The organism is Enterobacter sp. 200527-13 (genome assembly GCF_027924865.1).
Lineage (GTDB): Bacteria > Pseudomonadota > Gammaproteobacteria > Enterobacterales > Enterobacteriaceae > Enterobacter > Enterobacter ludwigii.
In genome coordinates, this window is record NZ_BSCM01000009.1 from 91347 (window position 1) to 117520 (window position 26174).

Sequence of the window (26174 nt, forward strand, 5' to 3'; positions counted from 1 at the left end):
AAATACTCAGGATTACTGCAATTTCATTCACGCCAGTTGTGATTACTTTTCCTTATGTTCTGATTGTTTTTTTCACTTATAGCGTCAGCACTGAAAAACAGTGACTTTATGCGGGTTTGCATTTCATCGTAGAGAATTATTCTGCTAAAAAACGGCTATTCAGCACGCTACATCGATAATACCGCTTTCATATAGTGAGTCAGATCACACTCCGCTGCGTCTCACCACAGCTTACAAACGTTGTAAATAGAGTTGAATTTCTTTTATATACAAATAGTTAACAGCTCTTTAGCACATTTTTGTATAAATAAGATTGCCATTTGACCTGTGTACCAATTCCCGATAAGTTGGAAATCCGCTGGAAGCTTTCTGGATGAGCAGCCTGCTCATCATATTTATGCAGTAATTGAGATTCCCTCTGAAGCAAGTCCTCAAACTTGTTTACCTGCGCGAAAGGATGAAAAAGAGGGCGAATGCGAGGTACGCGTATGAAACGCAAACCCCGTCGCCATGCTCTTTCTGTGCCTGTGCGCCACGGTTCAGTGGGAAGCCCGACGAGCCTGGGGAGGTTCACTGATATGTTGTACGATAAATCCCTTGAGAAGGATAACTGTGGTTTCGGCCTGATCGCCCACATAGAAGGCGAACCTAGCCACAAGGTAGTGCGTACTGCTATTCACGCACTGGCCCGCATGCAGCACCGTGGTGCCATCCTTGCTGATGGTAAAACCGGCGACGGTTGCGGTCTGCTGCTGCAAAAACCGGATCGTTTCTTCCGTATCGTTGCGGAAGAGCGCGGCTGGCGTTTAGCCAAAAACTACGCTGTCGGTATGCTGTTCCTGAATCAGGATCCTGAAAAAGCTGCCGCCTCACGCCGCATCGTCGAAGAAGAACTTCAACGTGAAACCCTGTCTATTGTTGGCTGGCGCGATGTGCCAACCAACGAAGGGGTACTCGGCGAAATCGCCCTCTCCTCGCTGCCTCGAATTGAACAGATTTTTGTTAATGCCCCTGCGGGCTGGCGTCCGCGTGATATGGAACGCCGTCTGTTTATCGCCCGTCGTCGCATTGAAAAACGTCTCCAGGACGACAAGGAGTTCTACGTCTGTAGCCTCTCTAACCTGGTGAACATCTATAAAGGTCTGTGTATGCCGGCTGACCTGCCGCGCTTCTACCTGGACCTGGCGGACCTGCGTCTGGAATCGGCCATCTGCCTCTTCCACCAGCGCTTCTCCACCAACACCGTCCCTCGCTGGCCGCTGGCACAGCCGTTCCGCTACCTGGCGCACAACGGCGAGATCAATACCATTACCGGTAACCGCCAGTGGGCGCGTGCTCGTACCTATAAGTTCCAGACGCCACTGATCCCTGACCTGCACGATGCCGCGCCGTTCGTTAACGAAACTGGCTCTGACTCCAGCTCCATGGATAACATGCTGGAGCTGCTGCTGGCAGGCGGTATGGATATCGTGCGCGCCATGCGTCTGCTCGTGCCACCGGCATGGCAGAACAACCCGGATATGGATCCAGAGCTGCGTGCGTTCTTCGACTTTAACTCCATGCACATGGAGCCGTGGGATGGCCCGGCGGGCATCGTTATGTCCGACGGTCGCTTTGCTGCCTGTAACCTGGACCGTAACGGTCTGCGTCCGGCACGCTACGTCATCACCAAAGATAAGCTCATCACCTGCGCCTCTGAAGTCGGTATCTGGGATTACCAGCCTGACGAAGTGGTTGAGAAAGGCCGCGTTGGCCCGGGCGAGCTGATGGTTATCGACACCCGCGGTGGGCGCATTCTGCACTCTGCTGAAACCGATAACGATCTGAAGAGCCGCCATCCGTACAAAGAGTGGATGGAGAAAAACGTTCGTCGCCTGGTGCCATTCGAAGATCTGCCGGATGAAGAAGTGGGCAGTCGTGAGCTGGACGACGATACGCTCGCCAGCTTCCAGAAACAGTTTAACTACAGCGCCGAAGAGCTGGATTCCGTGATCCGCGTACTCGGTGAAAATGGCCAGGAAGCGGTCGGCTCCATGGGTGACGATACCCCGTTTGCCGTGCTCTCCAGCCAGCCACGCATCATTTATGATTACTTCCGTCAGCAGTTTGCGCAGGTGACCAACCCGCCAATCGATCCGCTGCGTGAAGCACACGTGATGTCACTGGCCACCAGCATCGGTCGCGAGATGAACGTCTTCTGCGAAGCTGAAGGCCAAGCGCACCGCCTGACCTTTAAATCGCCGATCCTGCTGTACTCTGATTTCAAACAGCTCACCACCCTGAAAGAGGATCACTACCGCGCCGACACGCTCGATATCACTTTCGACGTGACCGAAGCGACCCTCGAAGAGACGGTGAACGCGCTGTGTGACAAAGCGGAACAGATGGTGCGTAACGGTACCGTTCTGCTGGTGCTCTCTGACCGCAATATTGCGAAAAACCGTCTGCCGGTACCGGCCCCCATGGCGGTGGGTGCTATCCAGACGCGTCTGGTCGATAAGAGCCTGCGCTGCGACGCCAACATCATTGTTGAAACCGCCAGCGCCCGCGATCCGCACCACTTTGCCGTGCTGTTAGGCTTTGGTGCGACGGCTATTTACCCGTACCTGGCCTACGAAACGCTGGCGCGTCTCGTGGATACCCGTGCTATCGACAAAGATTACCGCACGGTGATGCTGAACTACCGTAACGGCATCAACAAAGGCCTGTACAAAATCATGTCCAAAATGGGCATCTCGACCATCGCCTCCTACCGCTGCTCGAAGCTGTTTGAAGCGGTCGGTCTGCATGACGACGTGGCGACACTTTGCTTCCAGGGCGTTATCAGCCGTATCGGCGGTGCTGGATTCGCTGACTTCCAGCAGGATCTGATGAACCTGTCGAAACGAGCCTGGCTGGCACGTAAGCCGCTGGATCAAGGTGGTCTGCTGAAGTATGTCCACGGCGGTGAATATCACGCTTATAACCCGGACGTGGTGCGTACGCTGCAACAGGCCGTTCAGAGCGGCGAGTACAGCGATTACCAGCAGTATGCTGAACTGGTGAACAGCCGTCCGGCGGCGACGCTGCGTGACCTGCTGGCGCTGAACCCGGGTGATGAAGCCGTCAGCATTGACGACGTTGAGCCTGCCACTGAACTGTTTAAACGCTTTGACACCGCGGCAATGTCCATCGGTGCGCTCAGCCCGGAAGCTCACGAAGCGCTGGCTGAAGCGATGAACAGCATCGGCGGCAATTCAAACTCCGGTGAAGGTGGTGAAGACCCTGCCCGTTATGGCACCAACAAAGTCTCACGTATCAAGCAGGTTGCATCCGGTCGCTTTGGCGTCACGCCAGCGTATCTGGTTAACGCCGACGTGATTCAGATTAAAGTCGCTCAGGGTGCAAAACCGGGCGAAGGCGGCCAGTTACCGGGTGATAAAGTCACGCCGTATATCGCCAAATTACGCTACTCCGTACCGGGTGTGACGCTGATTTCTCCGCCACCGCATCACGATATTTATTCTATCGAGGATCTGGCGCAGCTGATTTTCGACCTGAAACAGGTCAACCCGAAAGCGATGATCTCCGTGAAGCTGGTTTCCGAACCGGGCGTTGGCACCATCGCGACCGGTGTGGCAAAAGCCTATGCGGACCTGATCACCATCGCCGGTTATGACGGTGGTACCGGGGCAAGCCCACTCTCCTCCGTGAAATACGCGGGCTGTCCGTGGGAGCTTGGCCTGGTGGAAACCCAGCAGGCGCTGGTGGCTAACGGTCTGCGTCATAAGATCCGTCTGCAGGTGGATGGCGGCCTGAAAACCGGCCTCGACATCATCAAGGCGGCGATTCTGGGTGCGGAAAGCTTTGGTTTCGGCACGGGCCCTATGGTCGCGCTCGGCTGTAAATACCTGCGTATTTGCCACCTGAACAACTGTGCAACCGGTGTTGCAACCCAGGACGAGAAGCTGCGTAAGAACCATTACCACGGCCTGCCGTTCAAAGTGACGAACTACTTTGATTTCATCGCCCGCGAAACCCGTGAGCTGATGGCACAGCTGGGCGTGAAACGCCTGGTGGATCTGATTGGCCGTACCGACCTGCTCAAAGAGCTGGAAGGCTTCACAGCCAAACAGCAGAAGCTTGAGCTGTCTAAGTTGCTGGAAACTGCCGAGCCACATCCTTGCAAAGCGGTCTACTGCACCGAGAATAACCCGCCGTTCGACAATGGCGTGCTGAACGCGCAGCTGCTGCAGCAAGCGAAGCCGTACGTGGATGACAAGCAGAGCAAAACGTTCTGGTTTGATATTCGCAACACTGACCGTTCTGTCGGTGCATCGCTTTCCGGTTACATCGCGCAAACGCACGGTGACCAGGGCCTGGCGGCCGACCCGATTACCGCGCACTTCAGCGGTACCGCGGGTCAGAGCTTCGGCGTGTGGAACGCCGGCGGCGTTGAACTGTATCTGACCGGTGATGCCAACGACTATGTCGGTAAAGGCATGGCGGGTGGTCTGCTGGCGGTGCGTCCGCCGGTCGGTTCAGCCTTCCGTAGCTGCGATGCCAGCATCATCGGTAACACCTGTCTGTACGGCGCGACCGGCGGTCGTCTGTTTGCAGCGGGTCGTGCAGGTGAACGTTTTGCCGTACGTAACTCCGGTGCCATCACCGTAGTTGAAGGTATCGGTGATAACGGTTGTGAATACATGACGGGCGGGATTGTGTGCGTCCTGGGTAAAACCGGCGTGAACTTTGGCGCAGGCATGACGGGCGGTTTTGCTTACGTCCTGGATGAAGACGGTGAGTTCCGCAAACGCGTGAACCCTGAACTGGTGGAAGTGCTGGACGTTGAAACGCTGGCTATCCACGAAGAACACCTGCGCGGTTTGATTACCGAACACGTGCAGCATACCGGTTCTTCGCGCGGCGAAGAGATCCTGGCCAACTGGCCGGCGTTCTCTGCGAAATTCGCGCTGGTTAAACCGAAGTCCAGCGATGTTAAAGCCCTGTTGGGTCACCGTAGTCGTAGCGCAGCAGAGCTGCGTGTGCAGGCGCAGTAAGGAATTCAGATGAGCCAGAACGTATACCAGTTTATCGACCTGCAGCGTGTTGATCCGCCAAAGAAACCGCTGAAGATCCGTAAAATTGAATTTGTAGAAATCTATGAGCCGTTTTCAGAAGGCCAGGCCAAAGCACAGGCAGACCGCTGCCTGTCCTGCGGTAACCCTTACTGCGAATGGAAATGTCCGGTCCATAACTACATCCCGAACTGGCTGAAACTGGCCAACGAAGGACGTATTTTTGAAGCTGCCGAGCTGTCTCACCAGACAAACACCCTGCCGGAAGTATGCGGCCGCGTGTGTCCTCAGGACCGTCTGTGTGAAGGTTCCTGTACGCTGAACGACGAATTTGGCGCGGTGACCATCGGTAATATCGAACGCTATATCAACGATAAAGCCTTCGAAATGGGCTGGCGTCCGGATATGACCGGCGTGAAGCAAACCGACAAGCGTGTGGCGATCATCGGTGCGGGCCCGGCGGGCCTGGCCTGTGCGGACGTTCTGACCCGTAACGGCGTGAAGGCGGTGGTCTTTGACCGCCATCCGGAAATCGGCGGTCTGCTGACCTTCGGTATTCCGGCCTTCAAGCTGGAAAAAGAGGTCATGACCCGCCGCCGTGAAATCTTCACCGGTATGGGTATTGAGTTCAAACTGAACGTGGAAGTCGGTCGCGACGTGCAGCTCGACGACCTGCTGAAGGATTACGACGCCGTCTTCCTGGGCGTGGGAACCTATCAGTCCATGCGCGGTGGTCTGGAAAACGAAGATGCGCCGGGCGTATTCGACGCACTGCCGTTCCTGATTGCCAATACCAAACAGATCATGGGCTATGGCGAAACCGCCGATGAGCCGTATGTCAGCATGGAAGGCAAACGCGTGGTGGTACTGGGCGGGGGTGATACCGCGATGGACTGCGTGCGTACCTCCATTCGCCAGAATGCGGCACACGTGATCTGCGCCTATCGTCGTGACGAAGAGAACATGCCGGGCTCTAAACGCGAAGTGAAAAACGCGCGTGAAGAGGGCGTGGAATTCCAGTTCAACATCCAGCCTCTGGGTATTGAAGTGAATGCCAACGGCAAAGTGAGCGGCGTGAAAATGGCGCGCACTGAGATGGGTGCGCCGGATGCGAAAGGTCGTCGTCGCGCAGAGATCGTGGCAGGCTCCGAGCATGTGATCCCGGCCGATGCCGTAGTAATGGCGTTCGGTTTCCGTCCTCACAGCATGGAGTGGCTGGCGAAGCACAGCGTAGAGCTGGACTCTCAGGGTCGTGTTATTGCGCCGGAAGGCAACGAAAACGCGTTCCAGACCAGCAACCCGAAAATCTTTGCTGGCGGTGATATCGTTCGCGGTTCCGACCTGGTCGTTACCGCGATTGCCGAAGGCCGTAAAGCCGCTGACGGTATTCTGAACTACCTGGAAGTGTAAGAAATAAGCCGGATGGCAAATACCATCCGGCTTTTTTTATGCGGTTAACCGCCGTTGATTTTCCCCCTGCAGCTCCGCTTTTCTGTGGTGCCGCAAAAAGAAGGGTTACTTCGTCAATAAGCTCCAGGTCAAATCACTTTCCAGCGTAGTTTGATCTGTCAGATGGCTGAACGCGCTTTCGTTGAGAACCGGTGAGAGCGTTACGTTGAAACTCATCTGCTGGCCGGAAGGGACCTGGTTATTCTCAAGCGCAATCACCGCCTCGTTATTACGCAGATAGAACGGCGTCGGTGTACCGTTTTCCGGCGTAAAATTCAGCTGATCGACCGTTTTACCCACGGTGTAACTTTTGCCATCGACGGTCATGTTGTCAATTTTGACTGCGACACCGCCGGACTGCCCAAAAAGAAACCGCCCCTTATCTCCCGCTGTACCGCGCAGTATCACCGCCATCTGCTGAGACTGAGGGCAAAAAACATTTACCGTGATGTCGCGATCGGCCATTTTATGCCAGTCCTGCTGCGTCGTTTCGATCGTATCCCGGCGCATCTCATGATAATCCACCACCGGCTGTGAGAGGCTGAGCTGGCAATCTTCAGCATGGGTTATTCCTGTCACACCGAGCATCAGCAAGGCCACTAAGCCCGATAAGTGTCGACTGTTCATCGGCAGACTCCGTTCACTTCTTCATAGAAGGCATTTTCGTCACGCTTATCAGCCAGGGTGTAATCAATCTTACACAGTCGGTTATTGTCACCGTCTAGCGCGTAGAGCGCGCTCAGCTGATCGGCATCGTTAATAAAGACGTGGCCATCATCAACCGTGGTCACGATATAGTTACCTTTCTCATCAACAATCGAGATCCCTTTACTCAGGGGCTGACCGTCAGCCTGCTTAACGCTTAGCATGACGCGGCGGCTGTTAAGTACTTTGAAATCAATCTCGCTGACCGAGGCATGGCCTGCGGCAATATATTTCGTGCCGTTAGCCAGCGTCATACTCTGCGGCAGCTTATTAGCATCAATTTCTATGCGGGAGTTATGCCATTCGTTGAGTGAAGGTACCACGGCCTGGCCCCATGGATCGGTCCAGACGGTACCTTGCGGAGTGGAGATTTCAACGCCGCTCTTCTTCTCGCTCAGTCTGGCAATCGCGAAGGTGTCCTGAATCGTATACGGCGAGAAAGTCACACCCTCTTTATGCATGGCCACGCCACCCGACAATGTCGCATTGTAGTTCCGCTGATTATCCCCACTGGTTCCGCCCCCCACGCTCAGTTGCGTATAGCGCAGGTTAGTGTTGATGTTGCCGTTGAAGCTGTTGTCTTTCGAATCCTGATCGCGATCGGCTGAGATGTAATAGTTCGTATTGTCTCCCAGCGAGCCGCTGTTAGACGCGCCATAGGAGGTGCTATCACCCTGTTTACGCATATAGGTACTGATGGACTGACTGCCGCCGAGCGGGATGCTCACGTTGACGTAGAACATCTCATTGTCCTGATCGTCATCGACATTACCGACCGCACTTTGCCAGTTCATGGATACTGACGCGTACGTAAAGGTCTTGCCCCATGACAGCAAGAGGTAACGTGAATCTTCACCGTCACCGCTGGTCTGGTTGTAGTTGAACCCTGCGCTAAACACCCCCGCCAGAGGGGAGGAGAAACGAACGTTGCCGGAATAGGTGTTGTCATATCCCTGATAATCATCGTCCATCGCATCAGCCAGTTCGCGATACTCTCCGCTGTAATGCGTCGCACTGCCTGAAAGACCGACGTACTCGTTCAGGATGTAATCACTTTGCAGCTCGGTTTTTACCCCGCTGCTGCTGTCACCAAAGCTCGCATTGCTGACTGCCGCACCCGTTGAAAGGGTCCAGTCATCGCTTACCAGGAACTCTGTCCTGCCGCCTGCCGCCTGATAGTTTTCCGCAGCGGCACCTGAAGCCAGGAGATTCATCCACGGAGAGACACGCCAGCCGTCAGAGATGTTCATCACCAGCGGATCGTTATAGTCGCTGTCGATGCTGCGCACCTGACCTACAGAAAGGGTTAGACCCTGCGGGCGTGAAAGGTTGCGCGCCCTTACCTGAGACGCCGGAACGATGAAACGGTTAGTTGCGCCGTCGGATTCCACCACTGAGACGTCCAGATCCACATTGTTGCGAACCACGGGCACGTCATCCAGCGTGAAGGGGCCGGCTGGCACAAGGGTACTGAAGACCAGTTGACCGTTCTGGCGGATTTCGACACGTGCCTGGGAAGACTGGGCAATACCGGAAACGCTCACGCCAGAGCTTGCTCTCGCCAGACCGCTGGTCGGCATAAACTGAACGCCGGTAATCGGCACCCCGCTCAACACGTTGGACATGGCGTTGATTTCACCCACCTGCATCGTCATTTTTTGCGCGGTAAAAACATGCTCTGCATAGGTGTAAATGCTTTCGGCATTTCGGCTACCGTCGTCATCCGTCAGGATATAACGGCTGCGCAGCGCCCAGTCCATCGTGTTGAATCCGGCTTCCAGGCTGGCCTGAGAGTAGCGGCTGCTGTCATTGTCACCATAGTCGTTATGGGTGCTGAACAATGAATAGTTCAGCAGCGCCGCCGTTCCGCCATGCTGGAAGTTTTTGATATCCGACGACAGACTGTTCACCGCTTCAGCTGGCAGATAGAGTTCAACGGCCTCCTGGTTAGGCAAGGCGTTGATGACGGCTTTAGGATAGTTATCCCGAATATCATGACACTCCTCACCGGACTTTATTGACACAGGCATCAGCCCAGCAAACTCCATGAGATCGTTATCAAAGCAAAGCATGCCATCTTTATTGAAACGAACTGCAGCCATTCCTCGCTCTTTCCCGTTGACCTTCACCGAAACGGAGTGGGTTCCGGGTAAAAAGCGCGGTGCTTCTGCGAAGTAATGGTTGAGATCTTTATTCAACCCCAGCGTTTGCATTATCCCCGTGTCGAAGGTGACCTCCCTCGCCAGTACGGATGTTGAATCAAGTAACACCAGAGGTAATGTGCCGCAAAGAATGGCGCGGACACAAAGTGCAAGGCGGCTTTGTTTACTCACCGTCATATCCCTATTTTATTTATTTAATTCCGACGTAAAGCTCGGGACCTCAACGCCATAACGGCTGGCCGGGAAAAACTTAACGCTGCTGTCACCACTGACTTTCTTACTCATATCAGCCGTTAGCGTTTCGCCAGGAAGAATGTAGGTTTTGGACAGAGAGGCACTCATCCCTGAAGGCAGCAGCATCACGTTCTGCCCAAGACGGACCACATATTTGCTGGGATTGTTCACGGTGACGGACGTGCCGTTTGAGGACCACTTCAGGAACTTCCAGGCATCAGTGACCACTCCCAGGGATGCCGGACGAATAAGCACGGGGATATCCTGGCGAATGTTAATGCCGATCTTTATTTTTTTATCATCGTTTTTAGGCGGAATACCGTCGAATGTGACGCGTTTATAATGCTCTACATCCAATGGCTGTTTGTTCTGAAGAATAAAGCGCAGCTGCTGCGTCTGACCTGGCTCAAGACGTACCACCGGCTGCGTTGCAATAAGCTTAAGACCGGTATCGTCCGGCAGGTCAACAACATTCGTATATAAAAGTGAAGGATGCGAATCGGTATTCTTGACGTTAATGGTTCCACTGTGCGTTGCTTCATCAATGATTAACAGACTGGTTTCAGGCACCATGCCTTCTGCATGTACAGCAGCACTGGCAGATAATAACGCGGCAGTAATAAGCGTGTTAAATAAAGTGGATTTTAAACAATGCATAATAATATCTCCTTGAAAGCAACAACAGAACAGTCCATGTTTATCGCGCCGTTAAAAAGAGAGTAAATGCAGCGCATTTACTCTCCGGTTAATTAAATTACGTTTACTCGATTAAAAGTCTTACAGATAACGCAGGCTGATAGTCACCTGACCATCAAGCTGGGTGTCATCAGTGATCGCCAGCGTGGTGGTATCCTGGATCGCCAGAGAGGTCACCAGTGGGAAGGTTGCGGTCTGGAACGCCAGTGGAGCCAGGGTGCCAACAGTCGCAACGGTGAAATCACGATAGTTATCGCCCTGAGTTGTACCGTTGGTGCTCTTTGACCAGTTACCGGTAGCATTCTGCTGGTAAATTGGGTCAACTTTAGCGCCGTCAGCCATTACGCTGTCAGTTTTAACGAACAGCGAGTATGTTCCGATGTTCACTGGTGTTGTACCTGTTGTTTTACCTACACCGTAAGTCTGGCTTTCAGACGAATTAGAACCACCACCAAACATGCCATTCTCAACGGTGAGTTTCGCGTTAGAATCAGCGCGATCGTCAATCATATTCCAGGACACTTTTGTTGCTGCGGTGCAGGTAATAGTCAGATCGATGTCTTTCTGGCCCAGCTGGTTAACTGCCGTTGAGCTTAAACCACCCAAACTAACTGTGCCGTAGTCAACCGTTCCGCCGTTGCTTAACTGAGGCGTACAGGCTGAATTAGTCAGCGTACCTTTGACTTTCAGAACGGCAGTCGGGTTAGCCGCAAAAGCGGATGTCACACACAGAGAGAGCGCAGTAGCGAGTAAAACCTTTTTCACTTGTTATTCCTTAACATATGAGTAATTGCAATATTAAATACAGCAGGGATAAATAAATTTACCCCATACTGTTTATCGTCATGCTTGAGAGCATGCGTAGATAATATAATCTTTATAAATACAAGCAATTTAGAAAAATTAATTTATGGATTTAGAATAACGTTATCAATAAGTGATATTTATTTATAAGAGTGTATATAGCTTTAAAACGACATATTATATTCAGCGGAGATATAGCTTGAAATTATCCGAACGGTGGGGGCAAGCAAAAAAGAAGGGATGTATATGATTTACTTTATTAAACGTTTTGACATAAAAAGACATAAAAAAATCCAGCTAGTCTGAATAACTAACTGGATAGTCGATAAAAATGCTTTTACTACTTCACAACGCGCAGTGCCGGACGGCCTCCGCGCGGCGGCGGATCGTCATCAGGATCGTCATTGTGATCGGGCTTGTCACCCTCAATGACCGACATCAGCGTTTCGCTTTCGTTTTCCGAAGCGCCGTTTTCGTCATTCAGGCCGACAACATCCTCGTCATAAGCCGCTTCCGGCTCAAACATGGTGCCTGCACCGTTTTCACGCGCATAAATCGCCAGCACCGCAGCCAGCGGTACAGAAACCTGACGCGGCACACCGCCGAAACGCGCGTTAAAGCGCACTTCGTCGTTGGCCAGTTCAAGGTTACCCACCGCGCGCGGCGCGATGTTCAGTACGATCTGCCCGTCACGTGCATATTCCATAGGAACCTGCACGCCCGGCAACGTCACATCCACAACCAGGTGCGGCGTGAGCTGGTTATCCAGCAGCCATTCATAGAAGGCGCGCAGCAGATACGGACGGCGTGGGGTAAGTTGTGACATTTCCACAGTCATTAGCCTCGGCCGAGACGCATTTCACGTTCCGGTTCAGTTAAAGATGCCAGGAAAGAATCGCGTTCAAATACGCGAGTCATGTAGCCCTTCAGCTCTTTCGCGCCTGGACCGCTGAACTCTACGCCCAGGGTTGGCAGACGCCACAGCAATGGCGCCAGGTAGCAATCTACCAGGCTGAACTCATCGCTCAGGAAGAATGGTTTCTGACCAAACACAGGGGCAATCGCCAGCAGCTCTTCACGCAGTTGCTTGCGTGCAGCGTCTGCTTCAGAAGAGGAACCGTTGACGATAACGTTCATCAGCGTGTACCAGTCTTTTTCGATACGCTGCATGTACAGGCGGCTTTCACCACGTGCAACAGGGTAAACAGGCATCAGTGGTGGATGCGGGAAACGCTCATCCAGATATTCCATAATGATACGGGATTCCCACAGGGTCAGCTCGCGATCCACCAGCGTCGGTACGCTTTGGCTCGGGTTGAGATCGATCAGATCCTGAGGCGGGTTATCCTTTTCCACATGCTCGATCTCAAAACTGACACCTTTCTCGGCCAGCACGATACGAACCTGATGGCTATAAATGTCAGTAGGACCAGAAAACAGCGTCATTACCGAACGTTTGTTGGCAGCGACAGCCATGAAAACCTCCAGGTATATTCAGAATTTTTACTGCTACCAGCCCAAACAGGGCCAGCCAGATGTTGTATCGCCCATCCCAGAGAAAACACATTGTTCAAGAATCGAACAAAAAACGAGTATTCACCGATATTTGGGCAGAAAATTGGATGATAGTTTACCAGATTTTGATGGCTTTGTGGTGAGGGGATTCTGGAAATGTGGAAAAAGAGAAGATATATGCAGTGATGCTGTGGATAACCTGCACATTATCCATAAAAAAAAACCCGCCGAAGCGGGTTTTTCGCCAATCGTTTCTGCGTAAGCAGAAAAGGATTAACGTTTGGAGAACTGTGGACGACGACGTGCTTTACGCAGACCCACTTTCTTACGTTCAACCTGACGAGCGTCACGAGTAACGAAGCCAGCTTTACGCAGTTCAGAACGCAGGGATTCGTCGTACTCCATCAGAGCGCGGGTGATACCGTGACGGATCGCACCTGCCTGACCGGAGATACCACCACCTTTAACGGTGATGTACAGATCCAGTTTTTCTACCATATCAACCAGTTCCAGCGGCTGGCGAACTACCATGCGGGCAGTTTCACGACCGAAGTACTGTTCCAGAGAACGTTGGTTGATTACGATTTTACCACTGCCCGGTTTGATGAACACGCGAGCTGCGGAACTTTTGCGGCGACCAGTGCCGTAGTATTGATTTTCAGCCATTGCCTATAATCCCGATTAGATGTCAAGAACTTGCGGTTGCTGTGCCGCGTGGTTGTGCTCGTTACCTGCGTAAACTTTCAGTTTACGGAACATAGCACGACCCAGCGGGCCTTTTGGCAGCATGCCTTTAACCGCGATTTCAATCACACGCTCAGGACGGCGAGCAATCATCTCTTCAAAGGTCGCTTCTTTGATACCACCGATGTGGCCAGTGTGATGGTAGTACATTTTGTCTGTACGCTTGTTGCCGGTTACAGCAACTTTATCTGCGTTCAGAACGATGATGTAATCACCCGTATCAACGTGCGGAGTGTATTCCGCTTTATGCTTACCGCGCAGGCGACGAGCCAGTTCAGTAGCCAGACGGCCCAGAGTTTTACCGGTCGCGTCAACAACATACCAGTCGCGCTGTACGGTTTCTGGTTTAGCTGTAAAAGTTTTCATTAAAAGCTTACCCAAATAATAAGTTACACGTTGGTGAACACCCAAACGTTTAGTCAGTTGAGGTTCACACGACAAAGTCCGGCAAACCTACCCCTTCGAATAGCTAATGCCGACACATAGAAAGTTTCGGGAAAAAAACCTTCTCGTAACGTGGGGTCGCAAGATTATAGAGAAGTTGAGGTCAAAGATCGACCCTTAAATGTGATTCGAGGCGGGTTTTTCGGGGGTAAGGTTTTTGCGGTCTGCCGCCCTCACCCCCAGCCCCTCTCCCACAGGGAGAAGGTCGCATTTATGGCATATGCTGAAGCTTAAGATACTCCTCGCTTTGCATCTCCTGCAGGCGCGACAGACAGCGCTGGAACTCAAACTTCAGCCGCTCGCCTTTATACACCTCATATAAAGGTACCTCGGCGCTGACCACAAGCTTCACGTGACGCTCATAGAACTCATCGATCAGCGCAATGAAGCGGCGCGCTTCGCTTTCCATCAGCGGCGTCATGACCGGCACGTTGAGCAGCATCACGGTATGGAACAAACGCGAGAGCGCGATGTAGTCATGCTGACTGCGGGCATCCACACAGAGCGTTGCAAAGGAGACGGCCAGGGTTTGATTTTCGACACCCAGGGTTTGCAGCGGGCGATGGTTAATCTCGAGCTCAGGGGCATGAGCCCGTTTTGCCCCCGCCAGCGCCAGCCACAGTTTATCCATCTGCTGCGTGGTCTCATCGTTTAAGGGAGAGAGCCACAGATGCGCCTGAGTTAAGGTACGCAGACGGTAATCCACCCCGGCATCAACATTCATGATGTCGCAGTGCTGTTTGATGGCATCAATAGCGGGCAGGAAACGCGCGCGCTGCAGGCCATTGCGGTAAAGCTCATCCGGCGGGATATTCGAGGTCGCCACCAGCGTTATCCCGCGCGCGAACAGCGCTTTCATCAGGCCACCCAGCAGCATGGCGTCGGTAATATCGGAGACAAAAAACTCGTCAAAACAGAGTACGTCCGTTTCCGCCTTAAACCTGTCGGCCACAATCTCCAGCGGATCGCTTTTGCCCTGCAGTGCCGTCAGCTCTTCGTGAACACGCAGCATGAAGCGGTGGAAATGCAGGCGCTGCTTACGGGTACCCGGCAGGCTCAGATAAAAGAGGTCCATCAGCCAGGTTTTCCCGCGCCCGACGCCGCCCCACATATACAAACCGCGCACCGGCGCATGAGTCTGCGGCTCTTTTTTTCCGAGCAACCGCCCCAGAGCCGCCTTCAACCCACCGCTCTGTTCACCCTCTGCAGGTTTTGCCGTGAGCTCCTGATAAATCGTATCCAGACGATTCACCGCTTCACGCTGAACGTCATCCGGCTGATGTGTACCCTCATTTAGGGCAAGTTGGTATCGCGATGCAGGGGACAGGTTTTGCATAAACGTATTGTTATTCCTTCAAATAATACTCACCAGCAGACGTGACTGATGAAAAAAAGGCCGTTCTACACTACGCGATGATACGTCAGGATTCCACTTCTGCGGAAATAGCGGTTATAGTGGCAATATCAGGCACAGGCAGGAGCCGAGCCAACACCCTACGGAACAACAAGACAACGGGAGAAGTTCATGACCTGGGAATATGCGCTAATCGGTTTAGTCGTCGGCATCGTCATTGGTGCTGTGGCCATGCGTTTCGGTAATCGCAAATTGCGTCAGCAGCAGTCACTGCAGTACGAACTGGAAAAGAACAAAGCCGAACTGGAAGAGTATCGTGAAGAGCTGGTCAGCCACTTTGCCCGTAGCGCCGAGCTGCTGGACAACATGGCGACCGACTATCGTCAGCTCTATCAACATATGGCAAAAAGCTCCAGCAGCCTGCTGCCAGAAATGACCGCGGAATCCAATCCATTCCGTAACCGTCTGGCCGACTCTGAAGCCGGTAACGATCAGGCCCCTGTTCAGATGCCACGCGACTATTCCGATGGCGCGTCTGGCCTGCTGCGCGGCGGTGCAAAACGCGATTAATCGCACAACCTGAATTTATTTTACGGGCGCTGCAACTGCGCCCGTCCTTTCTTCATGACCACAGTTATTATTGATTAAGCACTTCATTGTTCAGCGGTTTAAAATTCAATAACATCAACGTGTTTTAGGGCCGTTTTTCCTTTATTCCAGGTTACGAGAGTCAGCATCGATGAAGAAAAAAAACCAGCTGTTGAGCGCTATAGCGTTAAGTGTCGGGTTATCTCTCTCGGCGTCCTTCCCTGCATCTGCCGCCCTGCCTTCCCAGGTACCCGGCCAGGCGGCAATTCCAAGCCTTGCGCCAATGCTGGAAAAAGTTCTGCCTGCGGTAGTGAGCGTGCAGGTAGAAGGCACGGCATTACAAAATCAACGCGTACCTGAAGAACTGAAAAAATATTTTGGCGATGAGTCGCCCGACCAGCAGGCGCAGCCTTTTGAAGGTCTGGGTTCTGGCGTCATTATTGATGCGGCCAAAGGTTATATTCTGACCAACAATCATGTTATCAGTCAGGCCGATAAAATCAGCGTACAGCTCAACGATGGGCGTGAGTTTGAGGCCAAACTGATTGGCGGCGATGACCAGAGCGACATCGCACTGCTGCAGGTGCAAAACCCGAGCAATCTGACTCAAATTGCCATTGCGGACTCCGATAAACTGCGTGTTGGTGATTTTGCCGTCGCCGTGGGGAATCCGTTTGGTTTAGGGCAAACCGCTACCTCCGGGATAATCTCGGCGCTGGGTCGCAGCGGTCTGAATCTGGAAGGCCTGGAAAACTTTATCCAGACCGATGCCTCAATCAACCGAGGGAACTCCGGCGGGGCATTGCTCAATCTCAACGGCGAGCTGATTGGGATTAACACCGCTATCCTGGCGCCGGGCGGCGGCAGTATCGGCATCGGTTTTGCTATCCCCAGCAATATGGCCAAAACGCTGGCGCAGCAGCTCATTCAGTTCGGTGAGGTCAAACGCGGGCTGTTGGGCATCAAAGGGATGGAGATGAGCGCTGACATCGCGAAAGCGTTCAACATCAATGTGCAGCGCGGTGCGTTTGTCAGTGAAGTGCTGCCAAACTCCGGCTCGGCAAAAGCTGGCGTGAAGTCGGGCGATGTGATTGTCAGCCTGAACGATAAACCGCTGAGCAGCTTTGCGGAACTGCGCTCGCGTATTGCCACCACCGAACCGGGTGCCAAAGTGAAGTTAGGCCTGATTCGTGATGGTAAGCCGCTGGATGTCGAAGTGACGCTTGATAAGAGCACCTCATCCTCTGCCAGCGCGGAGCTTATCGCCCCGGCGCTGCAAGGGGCAACGCTGAGCGATGGGCAGCTGAAAGACGGGACGAAAGGGATTAGCGTCGATACCGTCGAGAAGAGCAGCCCTGCCGCGCAGGCCGGATTGCATCAGGATGATGTGATCATCGGCGTGAACCGCAATCGCGTGCAATCCATCGCAGAACTGCGCAAGGTGCTGGAAAGCAAACCGGCGGTCATTGCCCTGCAGGTTATGCGCGGCAACGAGTCTATCTATATTCTGTTGCGCTAAGCATTTGCGATTCCGGACATCACCGCTGCGTGTGATGTCCGGATAACTCATGTTATGCTGCAAATCGTTCCTTTATTAACGACACGCGCATCATGCTTTTAAAGCTCTTTCGTTCAATTGTCATCGGTTTGATTGTTGCCGGCCTGCTGCTGGTCGTCATGCCGTCTTTACGCCAGTTCAATAAGCTGTCGGCGCCTCAGTTCGACAGTGCGGATGAAACGCCTGCGACCTACAACCAGGCCGTTCGCCGTGCCGCGCCTGCCGTGGTTAACGTTTATAACCGTGGCCTCAATAGCTCAGCCCATAACCAGCTGGAGATCCGCACTCTCGGCTCCGGGGTAATTATGGACGAGCGCGGCTACATCATTACCAACAAACACGTGATTAACGATGCCGACCAGATCATCGTTGCCCTGCAGGATGGCCGCGTGTTTGAGGCCCTGCTGGTGGGCTCGGATAGCCTGACCGACCTGGCTGTTTTGAAGATCAACGCCACGGGCGGTTTACCGGTTATTCCTATCAACCGTAAACGAACCCCTCATATTGGCGACGTCGTGCTGGCTATCGGTAACCCTTATAACCTGGGTCAGACGATCACGCAGGGGATTATCAGTGCCACCGGTCGCATTGGCCTCAACCCGTCGGGACGGCAGAACTTCCTGCAAACCGATGCGTCCATCAACCACGGTAACTCCGGCGGTGCGCTGGTCAACTCGCTGGGCGAACTGATGGGTATCAATACCCTCTCGTTCGATAAGAGCAATGACGGTGAGACGCCGGAAGGGATTGGGTTCGCCATTCCATTCCAGCTGGCGACCAAGATCATGGATAAGCTGATCCGCGATGGCCGTGTGATCCGCGGTTATATTGGTATTGGCGGTCGTGAAATTGCGCCTATGCATTCGCAGGGCGGCGGTATCGATCAGATTCAGGGCATCGTGGTCAACGAAGTGTCGCCTGGCGGCCCGGCGGCTAACGCGGGAATTCAGGTTAATGATGTCATCGTGTCGGTCAACGGCACACCAGCGGTATCGGCGCTGGAGACCATGGATCAGGTTGCAGAGATCCGTCCTGGCTCTATCATCCCGGTTGAAGTCATGCGTAACGATAAGAAGCTGACGCTGCAGGTGACGATTCAGGAATACCCGGCCACCAACTGACAGGCATAAAAAAACGGAGCGCATTGCTCCGTTTTTTTTGCCGGGCGGCATGACTGCTTACCCGGCCTGTGGGGACATCCGTTTTACTTGTTAACGAACTCTTCGCCCAGAGTGATATCTTTCTTCAGCGTATCCAGCATGCCTTCCATCGCGTTCTGTTCAAACGCGCTCAGCTTGCCAATCGGCTGATGTTCTTCGATACCGTTTTTACCCAGCAGCAGCGGCTGAGAGAAGAAACGAGCGTGTTCGCCGTCGCCTTCAACATACGCGCATTCAACAACGCCTTTCTCGCCCTGCAGTGCACGAACCAGTGACAGACCGAAACGTGCCGCCGCCTGGCCCATAGACAGGGTTGCAGAACCGCCACCCGCCTTCGCTTCCACCACTTCGGTGCCCGCGTTCTGGATGCGTTTGGTCAGATCAGCCACTTCCTGCTCGGTGAAGCTAACACCAGGGATCTGCGACAGCAGAGGCAGAATGGTGACACCAGAGTGACCGCCGATAACCGGCACTTCAACTTCTGAAGGCTGTTTGCCTTTCAGTTCAGCCACAAAGGTGTTGGAACGGATGATGTCCAGCGTGGTCACGCCGAACAGTTTGTTCTTGTCGTAAACACCGGCTTTTTTCAGCACTTCTGCCGCGATAGCAACCGTGGTGTTCACCGGGTTGGTGATGATACCAATGCACGCTTTCGGGCAGGTTTCAGCAATCTGCTGCACCAGGTTTTTCACAATACCCGCGTTGACGTTGAACAGGTCTGAACGATCCATGCCTGGCTTACGCGCCACGCCAGCGGAGATCAGCACCACGTCCGCACCCTGCAGGGCAGGACGAGCATCTTCACCGGAGAAGCCTTTGATTTTCACAGCTGTCGGGATGTGGCTCAGGTCAACCGCCACACCTGGGGTTACCGGAGCAATATCGTACAGGGAGAGTTCTGAGCCTGAAGGCAGTTGGGTTTTCAGTAGTAGGGCAAGCGCCTGGCCGATACCACCAGCAGCGCCGAGGACTGCGACTTTCATCCTAAACTCCTTATTATGGTTAACTTAAGTATCTGTAACTCCGTTGCGGCGACCATAATTCAGCAGGTAATTAATTACAATTTTCGTCACTAAATAATTTGAGGTCGCGCGACTTTATCTCTCACCAGAAGGCTATCTGACGACAGACGACAACGAATTAAGAGGGGGTTACAATACACCCTGCCACGCCACCAAAACAACATCATTTTGATAACATTTAATTTACTTTTAAGCTTATTTGCTTGCCGTGACCCAGGCATGTTTTCTGATAACGAAATCTGATAAAATCACTCCCTTTCATAACATTATTTCAGCCTAACCGCTGGCAGATAATTTGCATAAAAATTCATCCACATGCATAATAATGTTGTTTCTTTCGTCATATTCCGGGTGACTTATGCGAAGCTCGTCTAAGCAAGAAGATTTAGTGAAGGCGTTTAAAGCGCTACTCAAAGAAGAGATATTCAGTTCTCAGGGAGAAATTGTTCAGGCTTTACAGGAACAAGGCTTCGATAACATCAACCAGTCGAAAGTCTCCCGCATGTTAACCAAATTTGGTGCGGTACGTACGCGTAACGCCAAAATGGAGATGGTCTACTGCCTGCCTGCAGAACTTGGCGTGCCAACCACTTCCAGCCCGTTGAAGAATCTGGTTCTCGATATCGATTACAACGATGCCGTTGTCGTGATCCATACCAGCCCGGGCGCTGCACAGTTGATTGCACGTATGCTGGACTCGCTGGGTAAGCCCAAAGGCATCCTTGGGACGATTGCGGGTGACGATACCATCTTCACTACCCCCGCCAATGGCTTCTCAGTGAAAGATCTCTACGAAGCGATTCTGGACCTGTTCGAGCAGGAACTCTGATTACCCTCCCCGTGGCGTCCTGCTGCGGGGATCATTCTGCTTCTGCCGCGTTTCCCCCTGTTTTATCCCGCCCTTTACTTTAACAAATAGTGCTTTTTACCGCCCATTAACATTCACTTGGTGAATGATAAATCAAAAAATCGCACAAAAAATCAAAAGCTGATATCCATATGATTTTCTTAGATATACAGCCACACATTGAACAATAAACGCACAATTTTATGCCATTAGGTTATAAAAAACAGGCTAGTTAATACGTAATAACAACAGAAACAATTAGTCTGGTATTAATTTTTACCGTTATTAGTGTATACTTGATTTTGTGATGAGGGTCACGAAACAAAGACCCCACTAAAAATTCGACGAGGTAAAGAATCATGAAAATCAAAACTACTGTAGCGGCGCTCAGCGTCCTGTCTGTCCTGTCATTCGGTGCTTTCGCCGCTGACGCTATCAATGCCGAGCAGGCACATTCCCGCCAGGCAATCGGTACGGTTTCCGTCGGCGCAATCGGCACGTCTCCAATGGACATGCATGAGATGCTGAACAAAAAAGCGGAAGAACAAGGTGCGTCATCTTATCGCATCATTGAAGCGCGTTCAGGTGACCACTGGCACGCCACCGCTGAGCTGTACAAATAAGTTTTAGTAATAACTGAAGACCAAAATCTCTACTCAACGGCACCAGGCATAAAAATAGCAGTTCAACCCTTCTCGCCGTTGAGCAAAAACCCTATTCAGGAGCAAAAACTATGAAAACCAAATTCATCATCGCAACCCTCGGTCTGGCATCCGTTCTCTCTTTCGGCGCAAGTGCCGCCGTACAGCAAGTGAACGCTGACCAGGCGCAGAATCTGCAGTCTATGGGGAGTGTGTCTGTGACGTCCGTTACCGGCTCTCCAATGGATATCCGTCAGGCACTGGCCGCTAAAGCTGAAAAAGCAGGCGCCAGCAGCTATCGCGTCACCGAGCTGAACCAGGGTGACCACTGGCATGCAACGGCTCAACTGTATAAATAAACCCTCGTCGTATCTCATCATACGACTTGCCCCTGGCCTTCTGGTCAGGGGCTTTTTTATGGCTTGATCAATGGCGCGCGTTGAAGCGTAGCTGCCCTTCCAGCTCTTCTTCCGCTTCATCAAACAGCAAAATGAGTGCGCCAAACCGTCTGCGCAACTTTTCAGGCAGATGGATAAACTCAATTTCCAGCGGTAACGGCAGCAGGCTGCCGGTCACCACGTCCCACAGCGTATCCAGATTGGTGACGCTTTCCCGTTCAAGATCAAACACCCGGATAAATTCACGATAGAAGTCATCCTGACTGTCGATCTCGTCAAAATCAAAGGTATAGGTTTTCATTGCCAGTCACCCAGTCCAGGCGAGCGGCCTGCGCCGCCCTGATTATTATAATCCCCCAATATGCAGGGTTTTGACTTCCAGATACTCTTCCAGTCCCAGCACGGACCCTTCACGCCCAAGGCCAGACTCTTTTACCCCACCAAACGGCCCCAGCTCTGTGGAGACGGCACATTCGTTAATTCCTATCATCCCGCTTTCGATGGCCTGCGACACGCGGAAGACACGTGCCAGATTTTGGGTATAGAAGTAAGCCGCCAGGCCATATGGCGTGTTGTTGGCACGCTGGATAACCTCATCTTCCGAGGTGAAACGGAAGCAGGCCGCAACCGGGCCAAACGTCTCTTCTTCAGCCAGTTTCATGCCTTCATGGCAATCGCCCAGGACAGTTGGCATCCAGAAATTGCCGCCAAGCGAATGGGGTTTACCGCCCGCCAGAACGGTCGCGCCCCGGGCCACGGCATCTTCAACGTGTTCACGCACCTTATCGACGGCGGAGGATTCGATCAGCGGCCCCACGATGACGCCCTCTTCCAGACCATTCCCGACCTTCAGGGCCTTCACCGCATCGGCAAGCTTATTCACAAATTTGTCGTAGACGGTTTCCTGAATATAGAAACGGTTAACGCTGACGCAGACCTGGCCGGCATTGCGGAATTTATTGGCGATAGCCCCTTTAACGGCAGCCTCGATATCCGCATCTTCAAAGACGATATACGGCGCATTGCCCCCCAGCTCCATCGACACTTTCTTCATGGTTTCTGCGGCGTTACGCACCAGCGTTTTGCCGACGGAAGTCGAGCCGGTAAAGGAGATTTTCCGCACCTCATGACTCGCCATAATCGCGTCACTGATTTCATGCGTATTCCCGGCTACGGCGTTGAGTACCCCATCCGGTACGCCGGCCTGTTTTGCCAGCGTAAGCAGCGCGAAGGCGCTGAGAGGTGTGTTATTTGCCGGTTTGATTACCCCGGTACACCCTGCCGCCAGCGCCGGACCTAATTTACGGGTGAGCATGGCCATCGGGAAGTTCCACGGCGTAATCGCCGCAACCACGCCGATGGGCTCGCGGGTCGCCAGGATGCGGGAGCCCGGTTTGATCGGTGGAATAATTTCGCCGTTCGCGCGCTTGGCCTCTTCGGCGAACCACTGGATAAAACTCGCGGCGTATTCCACTTCGCCTTCCGCTTCTTTCAGGGGCTTGCCCTGTTCGGTGGTCATTAAACGCCCGAGCCAGCTTTTGTTCTCAATGATTAGTTCGTACCAGCGGTAGAGAATTGCCGAACGCTCTTTCGCGGTTTTGGCGCGCCATGCCGGGAAGGCTTTGGCCGCCGCGGCAATGGCGTCTTCGGTTTCTGCTTTGCCGGCTTTGGCTACTCTGGCGATGACCTCACCGGTAGCCGGGTTCAGCACATCAAACGTCGTGTCCAGCGTTTTCCATATGCCGTTGACCAGATAACCGGTCTGAAAAAGGTGATTGTCCTGAAGCGCCTGGGTTGTCATGTGTCCTCCCTTCCTGAATGTAAGAGCATGCTGGAATAAGTATAGCCACAAAAAAACCGACGCTTTTGGCGTCGGCTTTTTTACTTCAGTCAGTTATCCGTAAGGGCGTTCTGGTAGCGATGCAGCATAAACACCAGCCGTCCTACCGGCTCTGTCACCTGAGGTGGCGCTTCCCAGACTTTCAGCTTCTCCTGGTAGATATCCAGCTCTTCAAGCAGTTGCTTAAAGTAACGACGTCGTTTGTCATCGCTGGAGGCGGAAAGCACGTGGTCGGCCGTCCGACGCAGCTGGCGGTGGAAAGCCGACAGATCGTCATTGATGGGCACGGGGGCATTACGCAAACGCTGGTGCGCGATAATCATGGTCAAGGCCAGACGGAACTTGGCGATGTCACCCGGGAACTTGTTCAGCAGTAAAAACAGCTGCTGATAGAGCGCCGGCAGGTGGTTCTCTTTGCGACGCGCGGTATTGGTGGTCATGGACGACACGGCAGCCGAGACAAACTGATTCAACAGCACGCGGCCCGTCCGTGCCTGAGAGTTATCCCGTACCAGCAGAATGACCATCATCGCCAGGAAACAACCCACCAGCTGACCTAAGGCGCTGTCTAAGAACTGGCTAAAATGGAAGGTCATCGGGTTATCCAGCACAATGATGTTAATCGTACTGGCCAGGGCACCCAATGAACCCAGCCGGCGCTTTTGCACTTCGATTCCGATAAAGAATGCCATCACCGCGAGGCTAATACAGAGTAGTAACATGCTCTGCTGGGTTGAGGGAATGATCACCAGAAAATAGAACGCGCCAATCGGCAGTGCAGCAATTGTGCCGAACAGGAAATCAATGGCCACCATGCGCGGATTCGGAAGACGCATCGCCAACGCGGTAACGACGGCGATCATCACCATCGCGCCGCTGCCGGAGGTCCAGCCGGTCCACAGCCAGAACAGCGTGCCGAGCATACAGGCAAGCGTTGTACGCCAGAAGTTAACCATTGCGTGATGGCGTTCGGCGGATTCTGCCTTGATCACCACTTCACCCTGCAGCACCTCTTCTTCTACCGCGCTGATTTTGGTGTTACTGATCACACCGCGTTTCAGCAACAGGTAGCGCGTCGCGGCCCCGACCCAGGTATAGATCGTCACTGGCGTATCACGATCCCCGGTCCAGGCAATGACCCGGCGCATGCGTTTAAGCTGTTTGTGTACGTCCTGAACGGTTTCCACCGGTTCCGCAAACAGCTCACGGAAGGTATCGGTTACCGCGTCCGGGCGGGTGTTTTGGATCAGATAGGTTTCACACGCCTGGGTAATCAGCGTTAAGGAGACGGTGTTGATGGCTTTAAGGCGTCGGTTGGCACGGGCCCAGCGCGAAGACTCCATGTTCAGATTGCTGCGCATTCCTTCCAGCGCCGTGGTGCGGCGCACCAGAGCGCTCCAGGCTTTATCCACCTCTTCGCTGTCACCATGCTTAATACAGAGCTGCATCAACTGATACTGGGCAACAATCAGCGCATCCAGTTCACGATCCACTTCCTGCTTAATGGAGCGAGGAGAGAAAAGCAGGTCAGCGACAATCGCACTGACAATACCGATGACAATCTCACTGCAGCGCTCTACGGCAAACTGTGGGGCAAGCAGCGGTTCGCTTTGAATGGTGATGATAATAATCAGCGCGGTATAGCCGGCCAGTCCCCAGGCGTAGGAGTTCTCCACCTTCACCAGTGACGAGAGCCAGGTGCAGAAGCCCGCCCAGATACAGCACACCATCAGCATCAGCAGCGGCGTGCGGATCATCAATATGATGATGGTCAGTGCGGCGAAACAACCGATAAATGTCCCAATGATGCGCAGCATCCCACGGTAGCGGATCGCCCCGGAGTAAGGTTCCCCGCCCGCAGCAAAGGCAGGCCCTGCTGCGACAATCGCTGCCGTCAGTACGGCCCAGCGGGGGGTTTCCAGCTGAAAGTGGAAGCCGACAAACAGCGCCAGCACAATGGCACACGCCAGCTTAACGGCGAAGCGAATGTGCTGGCTGGCGATGGAAAAGATACCCATAACGATTAACCAAACTCGCGCAGGCGATGGGCAATTTTACGGAAGATGGAGTCCTGGCTGGCGTCACGGTCTTTTTCACCGGTGATCACCACCGTCGCCGTGGTCCCGGCAGGCCACAGATTACCCTGCTGTTCATCCAGATGGATACGCACCGGCACACGCTGGGCCAGACGTACCCATTCCAGGTTGGAATCCACCGTCGCCATCCCTTTAGTATCGTTAGAGCTGCTGGAGTTAGTGACCCCCGCGGCTACGCTGTCGACGGTACCTTTCAGCACTCGGTTACTGCCAAGCGGCGTAATTTCAGCCCGGAACCCCGGACGCACGCCTTCCAGTTTGGTCTCTTCCATATAGGCGAGCACGTAGAAGGAGTTCTGTTTAACCAGCGCCACGGCGGTTGAGCCGCGGGTGATAAACTCCCCGGCATAAACATTCAGGTTGGTGATCCAACCATCGGCTGGTGCGCGGATCACGGTGCGCTCAAGATCGAGCCGGGCAAGATCGCGCGTCGCTTGCGCTTTGGCCAGCTGATGCAGCACGGTTTGCAGGACGTTATTGGACTGGTCAATCTCTTCGCGGGACATCGCCTGAACACCCAGTTGGTTACGGCGACCTGCCTCACGACGTTTCTCGGAAGCCAGCGCCTGATAATAGGCCACATCCGCTTCGGCTTCTTCTAACGCTTTCTGATAACGCGGCTGGTCGATGGTGAACAGTACCTGATCTTTTTTCACCAGCTGGTTATCGTGGACATTGACCGCAGTGATGAGACCCGCCACGTCGGGGGCGATTGCCACGACATCGGCGCTAAAGCGTGCATCACGCGTCCACGGTGATTCGGTGTAGTAGACCCAGGCGCGGAAAATAGCGATGAACGCGAGGATAACGAGCGCCATGGTGATGGCAGTGCGGGAGATTTTTCTTGTTAGCGTTTTCAC

General features: G+C 53.4%; 23 protein-coding genes. 9 read left to right on the forward strand and 14 right to left on the reverse strand.

What is annotated here, in order from left to right:
• The first annotated feature begins 578 nt into the window (after positions 1 to 578).
• Both gltB and QMG44_RS21170 read left to right on the forward strand, forming a co-directional pair.
• Complete coding sequence (gltB, locus tag QMG44_RS21165) at positions 579 to 5039, forward strand: glutamate synthase large subunit (protein ID WP_281853271.1); 4461 nt, start codon at positions 579 to 581, stop codon at positions 5037 to 5039.
• Positions 5040 to 5048: 9 nt separating this feature from the next.
• Positions 5049 to 6467, forward strand: a complete 1419-nt coding sequence (locus tag QMG44_RS21170) for a glutamate synthase small subunit (protein WP_014171835.1) — start codon at positions 5049 to 5051, stop codon at positions 6465 to 6467.
• 105 nt (positions 6468 to 6572) lie between these two features.
• On the opposite strand, the gene QMG44_RS21175 is transcribed toward QMG44_RS21170, so the two are convergent.
• The 6 genes from QMG44_RS21175 to sspA form a co-directional block, all read right to left on the reverse strand.
• A complete protein-coding gene (locus QMG44_RS21175) occupies positions 6573 to 7133 on the reverse strand; it encodes a membrane protein (protein ID WP_014171836.1) in 561 nt (186 codons plus the stop codon).
• Complete coding sequence (locus QMG44_RS21180; protein WP_020883514.1) at positions 7130 to 9550, reverse strand: fimbrial biogenesis outer membrane usher protein; 2421 nt, start codon at positions 9548 to 9550, stop codon at positions 7130 to 7132. Before QMG44_RS21180 ends, QMG44_RS21175 begins: the two co-directional genes overlap by 4 nt.
• Before the next feature lie 9 nt (positions 9551 to 9559).
• On the reverse strand, positions 9560 to 10264 hold the full coding sequence (locus QMG44_RS21185; protein WP_086532060.1) for a fimbria/pilus chaperone family protein: 705 nt from the start codon (positions 10262 to 10264) through the stop codon (positions 9560 to 9562).
• Positions 10265 to 10384: 120 nt separating this feature from the next.
• A complete protein-coding gene (locus QMG44_RS21190; RefSeq protein ID WP_020883513.1) occupies positions 10385 to 11068 on the reverse strand; it encodes a DUF1120 domain-containing protein in 684 nt (227 codons plus the stop codon).
• Between the two features lie 379 nt (positions 11069 to 11447).
• On the reverse strand, positions 11448 to 11939 hold the full coding sequence (sspB, locus tag QMG44_RS21195) for a ClpXP protease specificity-enhancing factor (RefSeq protein WP_025202910.1): 492 nt from the start codon (positions 11937 to 11939) through the stop codon (positions 11448 to 11450).
• Positions 11940 to 11944: 5 nt separating this feature from the next.
• The gene (gene sspA, locus QMG44_RS21200) at positions 11945 to 12583 is read right to left on the reverse strand and encodes a stringent starvation protein SspA (RefSeq protein ID WP_014071978.1); all 639 of its coding nucleotides are present in this window, start codon (positions 12581 to 12583) and stop codon (positions 11945 to 11947) included.
• Between sspA and QMG44_RS21205 the strand changes: the two genes are divergently transcribed.
• Positions 12582 to 12884, forward strand: a complete 303-nt coding sequence (locus QMG44_RS21205; RefSeq protein WP_136342246.1) for a hypothetical protein — start codon at positions 12582 to 12584, stop codon at positions 12882 to 12884. The two genes, sspA and QMG44_RS21205, sit on opposite strands and share 2 nt — an antisense overlap.
• An 11-nt stretch (positions 12885 to 12895) precedes the next feature.
• On the opposite strand, the gene rpsI is transcribed toward QMG44_RS21205, so the two are convergent.
• The 3 genes from rpsI to zapE all read right to left on the reverse strand — a co-directional run bounded on the left by rpsI (position 12896) and on the right by zapE (position 15146).
• Entirely contained in the window at positions 12896 to 13288 is a 393-nt protein-coding gene (rpsI, locus tag QMG44_RS21210) for a 30S ribosomal protein S9 (protein ID WP_003860436.1), read from the reverse strand.
• A 15-nt stretch (positions 13289 to 13303) separates the two neighbouring features.
• The gene (gene rplM, locus QMG44_RS21215) at positions 13304 to 13732 is read right to left on the reverse strand and encodes a 50S ribosomal protein L13 (RefSeq protein WP_003860434.1); all 429 of its coding nucleotides are present in this window, start codon (positions 13730 to 13732) and stop codon (positions 13304 to 13306) included.
• 289 nt (positions 13733 to 14021) lie between these two features.
• Positions 14022 to 15146, reverse strand: a complete 1125-nt coding sequence (gene zapE, locus QMG44_RS21220) for a cell division protein ZapE (protein WP_086532059.1) — start codon at positions 15144 to 15146, stop codon at positions 14022 to 14024.
• A gap of 189 nt (positions 15147 to 15335) precedes the next feature.
• On the opposite strand from zapE, the gene zapG reads away from it, so the two are divergent.
• The 3 genes from zapG to degS all read left to right on the forward strand — a co-directional run bounded on the left by zapG (position 15336) and on the right by degS (position 18431).
• Complete coding sequence (zapG, locus tag QMG44_RS21225) at positions 15336 to 15734, forward strand: Z-ring associated protein ZapG (RefSeq protein ID WP_014171843.1); 399 nt, start codon at positions 15336 to 15338, stop codon at positions 15732 to 15734.
• A gap of 169 nt (positions 15735 to 15903) precedes the next feature.
• Positions 15904 to 17271, forward strand: a complete 1368-nt coding sequence (gene degQ / locus QMG44_RS21230) for a serine endoprotease DegQ (protein WP_014171844.1) — start codon at positions 15904 to 15906, stop codon at positions 17269 to 17271.
• A 92-nt stretch (positions 17272 to 17363) separates the two neighbouring features.
• On the forward strand, positions 17364 to 18431 hold the full coding sequence (gene degS, locus QMG44_RS21235; protein ID WP_020883511.1) for an outer membrane-stress sensor serine endopeptidase DegS: 1068 nt from the start codon (positions 17364 to 17366) through the stop codon (positions 18429 to 18431).
• An 83-nt stretch (positions 18432 to 18514) separates the two neighbouring features.
• On the opposite strand, the gene mdh is transcribed toward degS, so the two are convergent.
• Positions 18515 to 19453, reverse strand: a complete 939-nt coding sequence (gene mdh / locus QMG44_RS21240) for a malate dehydrogenase (protein ID WP_014171846.1) — start codon at positions 19451 to 19453, stop codon at positions 18515 to 18517.
• Positions 19454 to 19850: 397 nt separating this feature from the next.
• Between mdh and argR the strand changes: the two genes are divergently transcribed.
• The 3 genes from argR to yhcN (QMG44_RS21255) all read left to right on the forward strand — a co-directional run bounded on the left by argR (position 19851) and on the right by yhcN (QMG44_RS21255) (position 21339).
• Positions 19851 to 20321 carry a transcriptional regulator ArgR gene (argR, locus tag QMG44_RS21245; protein WP_014171847.1) on the forward strand — a complete coding sequence of 157 codons (471 nt, stop codon included), beginning with the start codon at positions 19851 to 19853 and terminating at the stop codon, positions 20319 to 20321.
• A 377-nt stretch (positions 20322 to 20698) separates the two neighbouring features.
• A complete protein-coding gene (gene yhcN / locus QMG44_RS21250; protein ID WP_086532058.1) occupies positions 20699 to 20962 on the forward strand; it encodes a peroxide/acid stress response protein YhcN in 264 nt (87 codons plus the stop codon).
• Between the two features lie 110 nt (positions 20963 to 21072).
• Positions 21073 to 21339 carry a peroxide/acid stress response protein YhcN gene (yhcN, locus tag QMG44_RS21255; protein WP_014171849.1) on the forward strand — a complete coding sequence of 89 codons (267 nt, stop codon included), beginning with the start codon at positions 21073 to 21075 and terminating at the stop codon, positions 21337 to 21339.
• 67 nt (positions 21340 to 21406) lie between these two features.
• On the opposite strand, the gene QMG44_RS21260 is transcribed toward yhcN (QMG44_RS21255), so the two are convergent.
• From QMG44_RS21260 to aaeA, 4 genes are all read right to left on the reverse strand, one after another.
• Positions 21407 to 21679, reverse strand: a complete 273-nt coding sequence (locus tag QMG44_RS21260; RefSeq protein ID WP_014171850.1) for a barstar family protein — start codon at positions 21677 to 21679, stop codon at positions 21407 to 21409.
• Positions 21680 to 21724: 45 nt separating this feature from the next.
• Positions 21725 to 23179: an NAD-dependent succinate-semialdehyde dehydrogenase gene (locus QMG44_RS21265; RefSeq protein WP_086532057.1), complete on the reverse strand. Its 1455-nt coding sequence runs from the start codon at positions 23177 to 23179 to the stop codon at positions 21725 to 21727.
• Positions 23180 to 23268: 89 nt separating this feature from the next.
• Positions 23269 to 25236: a p-hydroxybenzoic acid efflux pump subunit AaeB gene (gene aaeB / locus QMG44_RS21270; protein ID WP_014171852.1), complete on the reverse strand. Its 1968-nt coding sequence runs from the start codon at positions 25234 to 25236 to the stop codon at positions 23269 to 23271.
• Between the two features lie 5 nt (positions 25237 to 25241).
• Positions 25242 to 26174: a p-hydroxybenzoic acid efflux pump subunit AaeA gene (gene aaeA / locus QMG44_RS21275; RefSeq protein ID WP_020883509.1), complete on the reverse strand. Its 933-nt coding sequence runs from the start codon at positions 26172 to 26174 to the stop codon at positions 25242 to 25244.

What these genes read in the sequence shown, in the direction of transcription:
- gltB (WP_281853271.1), top strand. Translation starts at nt 579, where the DNA reads ATGTTGTACGATAAATCCCTTGAGAAGGATAACTGTGGTTTCGGCCTG.
- QMG44_RS21170 (WP_014171835.1), top strand. Translation starts at nt 5,049, where the DNA reads ATGAGCCAGAACGTATACCAGTTTATCGACCTGCAGCGTGTTGATCCG.
- QMG44_RS21175 (WP_014171836.1), bottom strand. Translation starts at nt 7,133, where the DNA reads ATGAACAGTCGACACTTATCGGGCTTAGTGGCCTTGCTGATGCTCGGT.
- QMG44_RS21180 (WP_020883514.1), bottom strand. Translation starts at nt 9,550, where the DNA reads ATGACGGTGAGTAAACAAAGCCGCCTTGCACTTTGTGTCCGCGCCATT.
- QMG44_RS21185 (WP_086532060.1), bottom strand. Translation starts at nt 10,264, where the DNA reads ATGCATTGTTTAAAATCCACTTTATTTAACACGCTTATTACTGCCGCG.
- QMG44_RS21205 (WP_136342246.1), top strand. Translation starts at nt 12,582, where the DNA reads ATGAAAACCTCCAGGTATATTCAGAATTTTTACTGCTACCAGCCCAAA.
- sspA (WP_014071978.1), bottom strand. Translation starts at nt 12,583, where the DNA reads ATGGCTGTCGCTGCCAACAAACGTTCGGTAATGACGCTGTTTTCTGGT.
- rpsI (WP_003860436.1), bottom strand. Translation starts at nt 13,288, where the DNA reads ATGGCTGAAAATCAATACTACGGCACTGGTCGCCGCAAAAGTTCCGCA.
- rplM (WP_003860434.1), bottom strand. Translation starts at nt 13,732, where the DNA reads ATGAAAACTTTTACAGCTAAACCAGAAACCGTACAGCGCGACTGGTAT.
- zapE (WP_086532059.1), bottom strand. Translation starts at nt 15,146, where the DNA reads ATGCAAAACCTGTCCCCTGCATCGCGATACCAACTTGCCCTAAATGAG.
- zapG (WP_014171843.1), top strand. Translation starts at nt 15,336, where the DNA reads ATGACCTGGGAATATGCGCTAATCGGTTTAGTCGTCGGCATCGTCATT.
- degQ (WP_014171844.1), top strand. Translation starts at nt 15,904, where the DNA reads ATGAAGAAAAAAAACCAGCTGTTGAGCGCTATAGCGTTAAGTGTCGGG.
- degS (WP_020883511.1), top strand. Translation starts at nt 17,364, where the DNA reads ATGCTTTTAAAGCTCTTTCGTTCAATTGTCATCGGTTTGATTGTTGCC.
- mdh (WP_014171846.1), bottom strand. Translation starts at nt 19,453, where the DNA reads ATGAAAGTCGCAGTCCTCGGCGCTGCTGGTGGTATCGGCCAGGCGCTT.
- argR (WP_014171847.1), top strand. Translation starts at nt 19,851, where the DNA reads ATGCGAAGCTCGTCTAAGCAAGAAGATTTAGTGAAGGCGTTTAAAGCG.
- yhcN (WP_086532058.1), top strand. Translation starts at nt 20,699, where the DNA reads ATGAAAATCAAAACTACTGTAGCGGCGCTCAGCGTCCTGTCTGTCCTG.
- yhcN (WP_014171849.1), top strand. Translation starts at nt 21,073, where the DNA reads ATGAAAACCAAATTCATCATCGCAACCCTCGGTCTGGCATCCGTTCTC.
- QMG44_RS21260 (WP_014171850.1), bottom strand. Translation starts at nt 21,679, where the DNA reads ATGAAAACCTATACCTTTGATTTTGACGAGATCGACAGTCAGGATGAC.
- QMG44_RS21265 (WP_086532057.1), bottom strand. Translation starts at nt 23,179, where the DNA reads ATGACAACCCAGGCGCTTCAGGACAATCACCTTTTTCAGACCGGTTAT.
- aaeB (WP_014171852.1), bottom strand. Translation starts at nt 25,236, where the DNA reads ATGGGTATCTTTTCCATCGCCAGCCAGCACATTCGCTTCGCCGTTAAG.